This is a genomic window from Anaerobacillus sp. QJM3NY_17, assembly GCF_056173665.1.
In genome coordinates this window covers 2,864,858-2,878,140 of record NZ_CM149685.1, presented here as the reverse complement: position 1 = coordinate 2,878,140, position 13,283 = coordinate 2,864,858, and the positions used below count along the sequence as shown (strand labels likewise).

The 13,283-nt window shown below is 40.0% G+C and carries 13 protein-coding genes; all 13 read left to right on the top strand.

Translation table 11 applies throughout. The features are described 5' to 3' along the window. Positions 1-31 precede the first annotated feature (31 nt). The 13 genes from mnmA to greA all read left to right on the top strand — a co-directional run bounded on the left by mnmA (position 32) and on the right by greA (position 13,174). Entirely contained in the window at positions 32-1,147 is a 1,116-nt protein-coding gene (gene mnmA, locus AC0VYV_RS15145; protein ID WP_194219440.1) for a tRNA 2-thiouridine(34) synthase MnmA, read from the top strand. A 108-nt stretch (positions 1,148-1,255) separates the two neighbouring features. Beyond that, on the top strand, positions 1,256-1,924 hold the full coding sequence (locus tag AC0VYV_RS15140; RefSeq protein ID WP_475373959.1) for a tetratricopeptide repeat protein: 669 nt from the start codon (positions 1,256-1,258) through the stop codon (positions 1,922-1,924). A gap of 27 nt (positions 1,925-1,951) precedes the next feature. After that, entirely contained in the window at positions 1,952-4,222 is a 2,271-nt protein-coding gene (gene recD2 / locus AC0VYV_RS15135) for an SF1B family DNA helicase RecD2 (protein ID WP_475373958.1), read from the top strand. 177 nt (positions 4,223-4,399) lie between these two features. Further along, the gene (locus AC0VYV_RS15130) at positions 4,400-4,588 is read left to right on the top strand and encodes a hypothetical protein (RefSeq protein ID WP_194219443.1); all 189 of its coding nucleotides are present in this window, start codon (positions 4,400-4,402) and stop codon (positions 4,586-4,588) included. Positions 4,589-4,617: 29 nt separating this feature from the next. Continuing rightward, the gene (locus AC0VYV_RS15125; RefSeq protein ID WP_475373957.1) at positions 4,618-5,673 is read left to right on the top strand and encodes an AI-2E family transporter; all 1,056 of its coding nucleotides are present in this window, start codon (positions 4,618-4,620) and stop codon (positions 5,671-5,673) included. Between the two features lie 375 nt (positions 5,674-6,048). Further along, entirely contained in the window at positions 6,049-8,682 is a 2,634-nt protein-coding gene (alaS, locus tag AC0VYV_RS15120) for an alanine--tRNA ligase (RefSeq protein WP_475373956.1), read from the top strand. Between the two features lie 79 nt (positions 8,683-8,761). Beyond that, positions 8,762-9,025, top strand: coding sequence for an IreB family regulatory phosphoprotein (locus AC0VYV_RS15115; protein ID WP_048312684.1), 264 nt, complete (start codon positions 8,762-8,764; stop codon positions 9,023-9,025). A gap of 9 nt (positions 9,026-9,034) precedes the next feature. Beyond that, positions 9,035-9,454, top strand: a complete 420-nt coding sequence (gene ruvX, locus AC0VYV_RS15110) for a Holliday junction resolvase RuvX (protein ID WP_226614489.1) — start codon at positions 9,035-9,037, stop codon at positions 9,452-9,454. A 12-nt stretch (positions 9,455-9,466) separates the two neighbouring features. Next, complete coding sequence (locus AC0VYV_RS15105; RefSeq protein WP_194219446.1) at positions 9,467-9,754, top strand: DUF1292 domain-containing protein; 288 nt, start codon at positions 9,467-9,469, stop codon at positions 9,752-9,754. A 273-nt stretch (positions 9,755-10,027) separates the two neighbouring features. Continuing rightward, positions 10,028-11,188: an endolytic transglycosylase MltG gene (gene mltG, locus AC0VYV_RS15100; RefSeq protein WP_475373955.1), complete on the top strand. Its 1,161-nt coding sequence runs from the start codon at positions 10,028-10,030 to the stop codon at positions 11,186-11,188. 86 nt (positions 11,189-11,274) lie between these two features. Continuing rightward, the gene (locus AC0VYV_RS15095) at positions 11,275-11,919 is read left to right on the top strand and encodes an O-methyltransferase (protein WP_475373954.1); all 645 of its coding nucleotides are present in this window, start codon (positions 11,275-11,277) and stop codon (positions 11,917-11,919) included. Between the two features lie 60 nt (positions 11,920-11,979). Further along, complete coding sequence (udk, locus tag AC0VYV_RS15090; protein ID WP_430244112.1) at positions 11,980-12,615, top strand: uridine kinase; 636 nt, start codon at positions 11,980-11,982, stop codon at positions 12,613-12,615. Positions 12,616-12,697: 82 nt separating this feature from the next. Next, positions 12,698-13,174, top strand: coding sequence for a transcription elongation factor GreA (gene greA / locus AC0VYV_RS15085; protein ID WP_430244113.1), 477 nt, complete (start codon positions 12,698-12,700; stop codon positions 13,172-13,174). Positions 13,175-13,283 lie beyond the last annotated feature (109 nt).

The following is a 13,283-nucleotide window of genomic DNA, read 5'->3' as shown; positions in this document are numbered from 1 at the left end:
CAATTTGTGTTAAAGAAGAGGAGGTGCAACCATGGCAGCACGTAAGAATGAAGATATACGAGTCGTGGTTGGAATGTCCGGAGGTGTTGATTCATCAGTAGCTGCATTAATGTTGAAAGAACAAGGCTATGACGTGATCGGCATTTTTATGAAAAACTGGGACGACACCGACGAAAACGGGGTATGCACAGCAACAGAAGATTACGATGATGTTATTCGTGTATGCAACCAGATCGGCATTCCGTACTACGCAGTCAACTTCGAGAAGCAATACTGGGATAAAGTGTTTACTTATTTCCTAGATGAATATAAAGGTGGACGTACACCAAATCCTGATGTTATGTGCAACAAAGAAATTAAATTCAAAGCATTTCTTGAACATGCACTAACGCTTGGAGCAGATTACCTTGCGACAGGGCACTATGCGCAAGTGGTCGAACGCGACGGAGAAGTCAAAATGCTTCGTGGTGTAGACGACAATAAAGATCAAACTTACTTTTTGAATCAGCTCACGCAAGAGCAACTTTCTAAAGTAATGTTCCCGCTTGGAGGCATCGAGAAGAAAAAAGTTCGAGAGATTGCGGAAGAAGCGGGTCTTGCTACAGCTAAGAAAAAGGATAGCACAGGAATTTGCTTTATCGGCGAGCGTAATTTCAAAGAATTTCTTGGACAATATCTTCCTGCTCAACCAGGCAAAATGATGACGCTTGGTGGAGAAGAAAAAGGACAACATGATGGATTGATGTATTATACAATTGGTCAGCGTCATGGCCTTGGAATTGGTGGCGACGGTGAACCGTGGTTCGTGGTAGGTAAGAATCTTGACGATAATGTTCTTTATGTTGACCAGGGTTTCCATAATGATCTCTTATACTCTGATTCCCTTATTGCAGTGAATTCAAGCTGGGTTTCGAATCTTCCGATAGAAGAGCATATCTCTTGCACAGCGAAATTCCGCTATCGTCAAAAAGATTCAGGCGTTACGGTGGAAAAGCTGGATGACGATCGCTTGAAAGTAACATTTGATGAACCAGTACGCGCTATTACACCTGGACAAGCCGTTGTTTTCTATAACGGTGATGAGTGTCTCGGCGGAGCAACGATTGATCAAGTATTTAAGAATGCAAGTGAACTAACATACGTTTAACAAGTAGCCTCATTTCGAAATGAAATGAGGCTGTTTTTTGAGGTGGAGAAACCGCCGCTAACTTATGCTAAACTAGAGATTAAGTTAAAGAAATAAGGAGTTTTTTAAATGAGTAATAAAAATGAACAAGCGATTGAAGCAATGAATAATGGACAATTAGAAAAAGCTGTAACGCTACTTTATGAAGCAATAGAAGAGAATCCTAAAGATCCAGTTGCTTATACGAATATTGGAAATCTCCTCGCACAGGCAGGAGAAATTAAGCAGGCTGTCGCATATTTTGAAAAAGCGATTGATTTGGATGAAACGCAAGGGACTGCTTTTTATGGCGCAGGAAACGCATTCTTTGAATTAGAGCAGTATAAAGACGCTGCAGACATGTACCAGAAAGCAATCCAGCAGGGGCTTGACCAAAGTGATGTTCACTTTATGATTGGTCAGTGCTTTATGATGCAGGATGCACTTCGATTAGCATTACCTTTCTTCCAGAGAGCTGTTGAGCTCAATGAGGAAGATACGGAAGCGCGTTTTCAGTATGCACTTTGTCTCGCGCAAGATGGGGCAATCGAAGTAGCGCTTCCTCAGTTTGAGAGAGTCGTTGAAGAGGATCCGGATCATGCCGATGCGTGGTTTAATTTAGGTGTGAGCTATGCTTATCAAGAAAATTTGACGAAAGCAATAAGCTGTTTTGATCGTGCACTCGCTATCCAACCAGATCATCTCTTAGCAGGAAACGGGAAGAAACAAATGGAACAAGCGATGAACAATAACAATTAAATTTTAAGTTATTGGAGAGAAGATCTTATGGATCAGCCACAAAAAGGGTATATCAAAGGAAGACCCATTCAAATGATTTTTTTTAATGAAGATAGTTTGTATGGAGTGGCAAGACTTCGGATTTCTGAAACGAACGAACCTTATGATGAGAAAGAAGTCGTCGTGAATGGAATGATTCCTCGACTTCTTGAAGATGAGACGTATGTATTTTACGGACGCTTTACGGATCATCCCCGTTATGGGAAACAGTATGCTGTTGAATCATTTGAGAGACAGATGCCTGAATCAAAGCCAGGGCTAATCCAATACTTATCTAGTGATTTATTCCATGGAATTGGTGAAAAGACAGCTGAATCGATTGTTGATGTGTTAGGTGAGCGCGCCATAGCTAAAATTATGCGTGATCCATCAATATTAAGTAAGGTTCCAAAGCTATCTGAAGAAAAAGCAAAGGGACTATATGATTCTCTAATGGAGCATCAGGGGCTTGACCAAATTATGATTCGATTAACTGAGTTAGGATTTGGACCGAGACTATCGATGAAAATTTTTAAAGCCTATAAGCAAGAAACGCTCGAGATTGTTGAGAAAAATCCATATCAGCTTATTCAAGATGTGGAAGGTATTGGTTTTCGACGTGCGGATGATTTAGGGAGATCGATTGGTATTGAAGGAAAGCATCCTGATCGCATTCGGGCAGCATGTCTTCATACGTTAAATGAACAAACGTTACAGGAGGGACATGTGTATCTTGAGTACGATGCATTGATTCAATCTGTGAATGAGTTACTAGGTGATAAGCTTGATGAAGCAGATATTTCAAGGGAACTGATCTCTCTTTACGAGAGTGATAAATTGATTCTTGATCGAGAGAGAATCTATTTACATTCACTTTACTATGCTGAAAAAGGTCTTGTGACTGGATTAAATAATGTGATGTCACAAACGGAGTATGCTGACTCTTTTCCGGAATCTGAATTCTATCGTGCTCTAGGAGACCTTGAAGAACGACTTGGTATTCAATACGCTCCCTCACAGCGTGAAGCGGTACAAAAAGCAATCGCTTCTCCGTTTATGATTTTAACTGGCGGACCAGGTACGGGGAAAACCACGGTTATTAAAGGGATTGTTGAGCTCTATGCTGAGTTAAATGGACTTTCACTCGAACCGAAAGATTACTCAAAGGATAAGCCGTTTCCAGTGCTACTTGTAGCACCAACAGGAAGAGCAGCGAAACGGATGAGTGAAGCAACAGGACTACCGGCTTTTACGATACATAGATTACTTGGGTGGAAAGGTGAGGCGGGATTTGAGCATGATGAGAATAATCCGATTGAAGGCAGGTTGTTAATTGTCGACGAAGTATCCATGGTTGACGTGTGGCTTGCCAATCAATTATTCAAATCTTTACCATCTCAAATTCAAGTGATTGTTGTTGGTGATGAAGACCAACTTCCTTCGGTAGGGCCAGGACAGGTGCTCAAGGATATGATCGATTCACATGCAGTTCCCGTTAGTAAACTGACGGACATTTATCGACAAGCTGAAGGCTCTTCGATTATTGATCTCGCGCACTCTATTAAAGAAGGAGAGCTTCCAGAAGAGTTTCGGAAACCAACGCCTGATCGGAGGTTCTTTCCTTGTTCCCAAGCACAGATTATTGAGGTTGTCTCGCAAGTGTGTGGCAATGCATTAAAGAAGGGATACTCTCCTCGGGATATTCAAGTTCTGGCTCCAATGTATCGAGGATCGGCAGGAGTGGATCGGCTAAATCAGGAGCTTCAAAAGCTGTTTAATCCTGCAACAGAGCAGCGAAGAGAGCTTTTGCATGGAGATATCGTTTATCGAGTCGGTGATAAAGTTCTTCAACTTGTAAACAATCCTGAAGACAATGTCTACAATGGTGATATGGGCGAAGTTGTTTCTGTATTTTTTGCGAAAGAAAATATTGAAAAGCAGGATCAGCTTGTTGTTTCATTTGATGGACAAGAAGTAGTTTATGACAGGCCTGACTTTAATCAATTAACACATGCCTACTGCTGCTCCATTCATAAATCCCAGGGTAGTGAGTTTCCGATTGTTGTTCTTCCTATTGTAAGAGGGTATTATCGGATGCTACGAAAAAATCTTCTTTATACAGCCGTTACAAGGAGTAAGGATTATTTGATTTTATGTGGAGAAGAAGAGGCCATTAAACTAGCTATCCAAACAGAAGATGATCAGGTTCGAAACACGCAATTAACGGAGAAATTGCAAGAAATGATTGGGGAACAAAAGACAATTGAAGAGTCGATGTAGAAGCCAGAGAAAATCTCTGGCTTTTTTCTATTTAGCTTTACTAGGTAATTCACGCCTTAGGAACATGAGGCTCTGTTGAAAAGAAACGATTACTTTACAAATGCCGTATAGAATGATTTCAAACTGGACAGGATGGTGTATATCTTCTTAAATAGCTGGATTAGGAGGCATATGGAGATGGAATGTCCAAATTGTAAAAGTAAAAATATAGGGAAAATCGGGGCAAATCAATTCTATTGTTGGAACTGTTTTGTGGAAATGTCGATTATTAAAGGAGTTCTTTCCTTACACCAGGTGGAAGAGGACGGATCGCTGACATCCCTGGATGATTTATTTGAAGACTATGATATGCGAGTTGAGTTGTAGATGGTATTTGCTAGCAGGAGGGATTGACAGTGAAGCGTGAATGGAACCTGAACTGGATCATTTATTTAACGACCCTTCTGCTAGTTTTTTTATGCATTTATTTATTGATGAAGCTTTCTCCAATTTGGGATCCGATCATCGATGTGTTAACTGTTTTAATTGTTCCATTTTTAATTGCTTCTCTTATAACTTATTTGCTTCATCCCATTGTAGAGAAAATTCATAAAGAAGGTTTGCCAAGAGGGATAGCTGTACTTTTAATCTATGTTCTGTTTTTTGGAGGTACTGGCTATGCGATTTTTAAGGGGCTTCCTCATATTGTGAAACAGTCACAGGAGTTAATGGAGAACGTTCCAATGTTCATTGATATGTATCGGGATGCTGTGCATCATACATATGACTTTACTTCAAACTTACCTCCTTCTTTACAAGGAAAGGTTGATCAAACTTTTCAGGATGTTGAAGATGCTGTTAACAATACATTGACATTGGCGGTTGAATTAGCAAAAAAGTTACTTAGTTCTTTTTTTGTCATTATGATTATTCCTTTCATCGTGTTCTATTTACTGAAAGATTTTGAGACGTTAAAAAAAACAGCATGGAGAATAACGCCACCTAAGTGGAGAGCACCCGGAAAGAACCTACTCATCCGAATAGATGAATCACTTGGTAATTATATTCGAGGTCAATTTTTTGTCATTTCGGTGTTAGGTGTTCTTGCGGCACTGGGGTTCTGGTTGATTAAGCTTCCATATGCCATTCTACTGGGGATTATCGTTGGTATAACAGATATTATCCCATACTTTGGACCTTTTCTTGGCGCGGCTCCAGCACTATTAATTGCATCGACCGTTTCAGTTAAAATGACGATCATTACGATTATCGTTATTGTGGTTCTTCAGTTTATTGAAAGTAATATTCTATCACCCTATATTGTTGGGAAAAGTCTGCACATTCACCCGGTCATCATAATTTTTGGACTTCTTGCAGGGGGAGAGATTGCTGGCGTAATCGGACTAATTCTTGCAGTGCCTGCTCTTGCGGTTCTAAAAGCACTCTTTCTCTATCGAAACGAAGATGAATGAAGCAATTGACAAACGAATGCTGCTCTGACTATAATAATCCCAGAGATTAAGAATTAAACACATTGACGGAACGAGTATGTTGACCCCTATTCTTGAATACGAACTGTATTCGTTAGAGAGAAGCTCCCTGGCTGTAAGAGCTTTAAGAACAAGATCAGCAGAAAGCTAATCCTGAGTGCGGGTTAATCCCCGCCGTCTCGACCTCGTTACGGTCGCTTGAGGTGATAGACAGTTTTGTCTATAACCAGGGTGGTACCGCGTGAGCATTTAAACAAAACTCTCGTCCCTGATTTATTCAGGGGTGAGAGTTTTTTTGCGTTCAAAAAACACCACCCCCAAAATCCATTACTGAGTAACTAAAGGAGGATAATTAGTATGAAGAACTTATCATCAGCAGATGTAAGACAAATGTTTATCGATTTCTTTAAAGAAAAAAGTCATTCGGTGGAACCAAGTGCATCTCTCGTTCCACATGAAGATCCAACTTTACTGTGGATCAATAGTGGTGTAGCTACGCTTAAAAAATATTTTGACGGTCGCGTAACACCTGACAACCCAAGAATTGTAAATGCTCAAAAATCAATTCGTACAAACGATATTGAGAATGTAGGCAAAACAGCACGCCATCATACGTTCTTTGAAATGCTTGGGAACTTCTCTATCGGAGAATATTTTAAAGAAGAAGCGATTGAATGGGGATGGGAATTCCTAACTAGCGAGAATTGGATTGGCTTTGATGCTAATAAATTATCTGTCACAATTCATCCGGAAGATGATGAAGCATTTACCATTTGGAAAGAGAAAATTGGACTTCCAGAAGAGCGTATCATCCGTCTAGAGGGTAACTTCTGGGATATCGGGGAAGGGCCAAGTGGACCTAATACGGAAATTTTCTATGATCGTGGAGAAGAGTATGGTTTCGAAGATTCTAAAGAAGAACTTTATCCTGGTGGAGAGAATGAGCGTTATCTTGAAATCTGGAACCTTGTTTTCTCCCAATTTAATCATAACCCTGATGGTACTTATACACCATTACCTAAGAAGAATATTGATACGGGCATGGGACTTGAACGGATGGTATCGGTTATTCAGGATGCAAAAACAAACTATGATACAGACCTCTTTATGCCAACCATTCGTGAAACAGAGCGAATGGCAGAAGTGAACTATGGAGATTCCAGAGAGGGAGATACAGCATTTAAGGTAGTCGCTGATCATATTCGAACAGTTACATTTGCCATTGGTGACGGTGCCCTTCCATCGAACGAAGGTCGCGGATATGTACTAAGAAGATTACTTAGAAGAGCAGTTCGGTTCGCTAAGCAAATTGGTATTAACCGTCCATTCATGTATGAACTTGTACCAGTCGTTGGGGACATCATGGTTGAATTCTATCCTGAAGTTAATGCGAAGAAGGAATTCATCCAAAAAGTAATTAAGAATGAAGAAGACCGCTTCTATGAAACATTAAATGAAGGACTGTCAATTCTTTCAGACATTATGAAGAAAGAAAAAGAAGCTGGTAATCATGTCATCTCTGGTAGCGATGTGTTTCGACTTTACGATACGTACGGTTTCCCTGTGGAATTAACGGAGGAATATGCTGAAGAAGAAGGCATGGAAATTGATCGTACAGGTTTCGAACAGGAAATGGGAATGCAGCGGAAACGTGCTAGAGATGCTCGTCAAGATGTAGGTTCCATGCAGGTTCAAGGTGGCGCGCTTGGCGACATTTCAGTCGAAAGCGATTTTGTCGGTTATGAAGAGCGGTCTGTTGATACAGAAGTAGTCGCAATCATAAAAGATAAAGAGCTGACTGAGGTAGCGTCAGAAGGCGACGAAATCCAGGTTATTCTTCAAAGCACGCCTTTCTATGCTGAAAGCGGCGGGCAAGTTGCAGATCCTGGTATCATTCGTGGCGAGGATGTTCAACTTCGCGTAACGGATGTACAAAAAGCGCCAAATGGCCAACACGTCCATACGGCGGTTGTAGAATCTGGAACGATAAAAACTGGAGCAAAAATAACAGCTGAAATCAATCGTTCGAACCGTTCTGCAATTGTAAAGAATCATACGGCAACTCACCTGCTTCATCAGGCATTAAAAGATGTTCTTGGTGAGCATGTAAACCAGGCTGGTTCACTCGTTGGTTCAGAGCGACTTCGCTTTGACTTCTCTCACTTTGGACAGATTACATCTGAAGAGCTTGAAGAGATTGAAAAACAAGTGAATGATCAAATTTGGGCTAATATTCCAGTGAATACGATGGTAAAGCCTATTGACGAAGCTAAAGCAATGGGAGCTATGGCATTGTTTGGTGAAAAGTATGGAGATTCTGTTCGCGTTGTACGTGTTGGTGATTATAGTCTTGAACTATGTGGAGGTACACACGTTCAAAACACAGCAGAAATTGGATTGTTTAAAATTCTTTCTGAATCAGGCATTGGTGCAGGAACGCGTCGTATTGAAGCTGTAACAAGCGAAGGAGCTTACCAGGTTCTAAATCAACAAGTATCAATTTTGAAAAATACGGCTGACTTGTTAAAATCAAATGTGAAGGATGTTCCATCAAGAACAGAAGCACTACTTGGTCAGATTCGAGATTTACAACGCCAAAATGACTCATTGACGTCAAAACTTGCAAATGTTGAAGCAAAACAGATGGCAGGAAATGTTCAAGAAGTAGACGGTGTGAAAGTAGTTGCTAAACGCATCGACACAGATATGAATAACCTTCGTAGTATTGTCGATGATCTGAAGGCTCAGATTGGCAGTGTCATTGTTGTACTTGGTAGCGGTGCAGACGGGAAGGTTCAGTTAGCTGCTGGAATTACAGATGACCTCGTAAAAGAGGGATATCATGCAGGGAAATTGATTAAAGAGCTTGCTACTCGCTGTGGCGGCGGTGGCGGTGGCCGACCGGATATGGCGCAGGCAGGGGGCAAAAATCCAGAGAAACTGGATGATGCTCTTGCTTACACAACAGATTGGGTGAAATCCATTTCCTAATTTGGTTTTAGTAGTGTACAATAAGAATTAGTTGACTAGTTACGATTCTAGATGGGGATCGGAGAAAGAGGTGTAAGGAATGAGTTCGATGGACAAAACAATGAAATTTAATTTTCCAGACGACGCATATAATCATGATGTCCAGGAAGTGTTACTCACCGTCTATAGTGCTCTTCAAGAAAAGGGCTATAATCCGATTAACCAGATCGTGGGTTACCTCCTTTCTGGGGATCCGGCTTACATTCCGAGACACAATGATGCGAGAAGCTTAATTCGTAAGCTTGAAAGAGACGAATTAATTGAAGAGCTTGTAAAATCGTATCTTACTCATCATCAGGGATAAGGAGACAGCATGAAAACACTTGGATTGGATGTCGGTACAAAAACAATCGGCGTAGCGCTAAGCGATGCAATGGGATGGACGGCACAGGGATTAGAAACCGTGAAACGTAACCCGGAAGCGCAGGATGTGATTCCTGATCGTTTAATGGAAATCATTAATGGGAATGATGTCAGCAAGATTGTCGTTGGACTTCCTAAGAACATGAATGGCTCAATTGGTCCGAGTGGCGAAGCCTGTCAGGCATTTGCAGAACTTATTCAGACAACGACTAATATTCCAGTTGACATGTGGGATGAAAGACTAACAACCGTCGCTGCAGAACGCATGCTGATTAGTGCTGATGTGAGTCGTAAGAAGCGTAAGAAAGTGATCGACAAAATGGCTGCTGTTATGATTCTGCAAGGATACTTAGACAGCAAGCAAAATTAATGAGGTGAAAACATGGAGGAAAAAGAACGTATTATCATTCCAGATGAAAATGGAGACGAGCATCTATTTGAAGTTCTCTTTACATTTGATGTAGCTGAGAACGGTCAATCTTATATGACTGTAGTTCCTGCTGATCAAGCTGATAGTGAAGAGGAAGTGGAAGTTTATGCTTTCCGCTATGAAGAAGAGGACAATGAAGAGCGAGACTATAAGCTTTTCCCTATTGAATCAGATAAGGAATGGGAAATGGTCGAGGAAATGCTCAACACTTTCTCTGAAGAAGAAGAAGATAGCGAGTAAATTTCAATCAAAAGCTGCCGGTGAAAATCGGCAGCTTTTTTTCTTGATTATACGTTTAGAATTACTGTGTCATGATCGGTTTGAGTAAGATTTCTTATGTGTTTGGATACCTTAGGGCAAAGAATCTTCTTACTGTTTTTTGGAAATGACTACAAACCTTTCAAATAACCTTGTATAATACATAATGGATAATTTTTGGCGAACGTTGGCATCCTTGCCGACAATATGTCGACATATAGTATAATAGATGAAGAATGAAAGGGGGCCACGGCGTTGTCTGATTTTAAGGACTTGTATAAAGAGAAGCTTATGAAGCGCCAGACCGAGAATCAAACGGTAAGAAAAATAGTGTTTATTATTTTACTGCTTTTAACCATAACGGTGGCTGCCGTTATAACAGGTGGTTACTTCTACATAAAAAACATACTCGAACCAGTTGATTCTGATAGCAAAGAAAAAGCAGCTGTGACTATTCCAATTGGATCTTCAACATCTTCAATTGGAGCTAAACTAGAAGAAGAAGGCATCATTAAAGATGGCACAGCTTTCCGTTATTACGTGAAATATAAGAATGAAAGCGGCTTTCAAGCGGGTGATTATGAACTTTCTCCTTCTATGACGATGGATGAAATTATTGCTATTATGAAGAGTGGGAAAGTAATGAAAGAAGCTGTTGCCACTATATCTGTACCAGAAGGAATTTGGTTAGAAGACATAGCTGCTCGTATTGCGAAGGAACTTGAGTTAAAGAAAGAAGATGTTGTTAAGAAATTAGATGATGAGAAATACTTGAAAGCTTTAGTGAATGAATATTGGTTTTTAACAGATGATATTTTAAATGAAGACATTCGTCATCCGTTAGAGGGTTATCTTTTCCCTGCTACTTATGATTTTGAAGAAGAACCTTCAGTGGAAGTCGTTGTGAAAGATATGTTAGACAAAACCGATAGCGTCTTAAAAAAATATCGCTCTGAACTTGAAGATCGTGATTATTCCATCCATGAAATGATGACACTTGCTTCGATCATTGAAGAAGAAGCGTCAGCAAAAGCTGATCGAACAAAAATTTCGAAGGTGTTTTATAATCGTCTTGATAAGGATATGATCTTACAAACTGATCCTACCGTTGTATATGCAAGAGGACAGCAATCAGGAGAAATCACCCAGGATGATCTTGATGCAAAGTCGCCTTATAATACGTATAAGCAAAAAGGTCTGCCGGTTGGCCCTATTGCGAACCCTGGTGAGTCGTCGATCATAGCGGCAATAGAACCAGCCGATACAGCAGCACTTTATTTCTATGCTCGACCGAGTGGCGAAACGCTTTTCTCAGAAACTAATGAAGAGCACAATAAAAAAGTTGCTAAGTATAAGGAAGAGTGGACACAGTATTATAAGAAGAAAGAGAAAGAAGATAAAGAAAAAGAAGAATAAGAAATTTATGGGGAATGGCGAGTAAGACTACCATTCCCCTTTCGATTATGATAAAATTATTCGGGTTACATGAAGGAGGACCGATCATGATATCCGATCATGTGGAACAATATCTGGAATCTTTACGCCCGAATCGAGAAGACTTAATAAAAGAGATAGAAGAATACGCACGGGAAAAACATGTTCCAATTATGGAACAAACGAGTCTTGATGTGATGCTTCAACTCCTGACCTTTTTGAAACCGGGCCGAATATTGGAAATTGGTGCAGCTATTGGCTACTCAGCAATCCGTATGGCTGAGCGTTTGCCAAATACTGCTATACTCACTATTGAACGAGATGAAACTCGTTATAATGAAGCGATCGCAAATATTGAAAAAGCAGGATACTCAGATAGAATAACCGTTTTATTTGGGGATGCATTTGAGCTGGCTGATGAGCTTAAGAGCTATGGTTCATATCAAGCGCTCTTCATTGACGCGGCCAAAGGTCAATACCAGCGTTTTTTTGATGAATTTTATGATGAATTAGAAAAGGGCGGAGTAGTGTTTTCGGATAATATTCTCTTTAGAGGTATGGTAGCAGAAGAGGAGATCGAAGAGAAGCGCTTTAGATCAATGGTAAAAAAGCTCCGTCTTTATAATGAATTTTTAATATCCCATCCCGAACTAGATACTACAATATATCCTATTGGAGATGGATTAGCTGTTAGTCAGCGTAAAAACTCATGATAAAGAAAAGCCGACGTACGAATGTACGAGCGGTTTTTCTATAATAGAAGGGGAAGAATTATGGTTAATAGACCCGTAGTGATTGGTGTTGCCGGAGGCTCAGGCTCAGGTAAAACCACTGTAACAAGAGAGATATTTAAACAGTTTGCTGATCAATCAGTGTTAGTCATTGAACAGGATTCTTATTATAAAGATCAGAGTGAAAAGTCAATGCCTGAAAGACTAGGTACAAACTATGACCATCCACTAGCGTTCGATAATGACCTGTTAATTGACCATGTGAAAGAACTAATGTTATATAACCCTATTCAAAAACCTGTCTATGACTATACAGTTCACACAAGATCTGATAAAATTATCCCTGTCGAACCAAAAGATGTCATTATTTTGGAAGGTATCCTAATTCTTGAAGATGAACGTCTCCGTGATTTAATGGATATTAAGCTATTTGTAGACACGGATGCTGATCTCCGTATTTTAAGAAGAATGGTTCGGGATATCCGTGACAGAGGGAGAACGCTTGATTCTGTTGTAGAGCAATATACTTCAGTTGTTCGCCCCATGCACCTTCAGTTTATAGAACCTACAAAGCGTTACGCAGATATTATTGTTCCAGAAGGCGGGCAGAATAGAGTAGCCATCGACCTAATGGTAACGAAGATTCATACGATACTCGAAGAAAAAGCCATGTTATAACGATTAAACGAGGTATATTTACCTCTTTTTTTCATACAGTTTATTACGATTGATGCCCTTAATTGATGAAGGAGTGAAAGAAATGGCAGAGGATAAAAAGTATTACATGACACAAGAAGGTAAAGAAAAGCTTGAAAATGAACTTGATTCCCTTAAAACAGAGAAAAGAAAAGAAGTAGTAGAACGAATTAAAATTGCTCGTAGTTTTGGAGATCTATCTGAGAACTCTGAGTATGACGCTGCAAAAGATGAGCAGGCATTTGTTGAGGCGCGTATTCAAACAGTTGAAAATATGATTCGTAATGCTGAAATTATTGAAGAAGACAATAGCTCATCGAATGTTGTATCAATAGGTAAGCGGGTTAAATTCGTTGAGATTCCAGATGGAGATGAAGAAGAATATATTATCGTTGGTAGTGCTGAAGCTGATCCATTTGAAGGGAAAATTTCAAATGACTCACCTATGGCAAGAAGTCTTCTCGGCCGTCAAATTGGAGAAAAGGTTAATGTGCAAACTCCAGGCGGAGAAATTCGCGTTGAAATTCTAGAAGTTAGCTAATAAATGCATTGTTTAAAAAGACAGCCAATCCGGCTGTCTTTTTTTATGGAATATCAATTGAATTAAAGTTATAAGTCAACAGCAAGTCCCAGGTTACTTATGTTTGAAA

Coding starts and splice junctions, on each gene's coding strand:
- mnmA (WP_194219440.1), top strand. CDS start 32: ATGGCAGCACGTAAGAATGAAGATATACGAGTCGTGGTTGGAATGTCC.
- AC0VYV_RS15140 (WP_475373959.1), top strand. CDS start 1,256: ATGAGTAATAAAAATGAACAAGCGATTGAAGCAATGAATAATGGACAA.
- recD2 (WP_475373958.1), top strand. CDS start 1,952: ATGGATCAGCCACAAAAAGGGTATATCAAAGGAAGACCCATTCAAATG.
- AC0VYV_RS15130 (WP_194219443.1), top strand. CDS start 4,400: ATGGAATGTCCAAATTGTAAAAGTAAAAATATAGGGAAAATCGGGGCA.
- alaS (WP_475373956.1), top strand. CDS start 6,049: ATGAAGAACTTATCATCAGCAGATGTAAGACAAATGTTTATCGATTTC.
- AC0VYV_RS15115 (WP_048312684.1), top strand. CDS start 8,762: ATGAGTTCGATGGACAAAACAATGAAATTTAATTTTCCAGACGACGCA.
- ruvX (WP_226614489.1), top strand. CDS start 9,035: ATGAAAACACTTGGATTGGATGTCGGTACAAAAACAATCGGCGTAGCG.
- AC0VYV_RS15105 (WP_194219446.1), top strand. CDS start 9,467: ATGGAGGAAAAAGAACGTATTATCATTCCAGATGAAAATGGAGACGAG.
- AC0VYV_RS15095 (WP_475373954.1), top strand. CDS start 11,275: ATGATATCCGATCATGTGGAACAATATCTGGAATCTTTACGCCCGAAT.
- udk (WP_430244112.1), top strand. CDS start 11,980: ATGGTTAATAGACCCGTAGTGATTGGTGTTGCCGGAGGCTCAGGCTCA.
- greA (WP_430244113.1), top strand. CDS start 12,698: ATGGCAGAGGATAAAAAGTATTACATGACACAAGAAGGTAAAGAAAAG.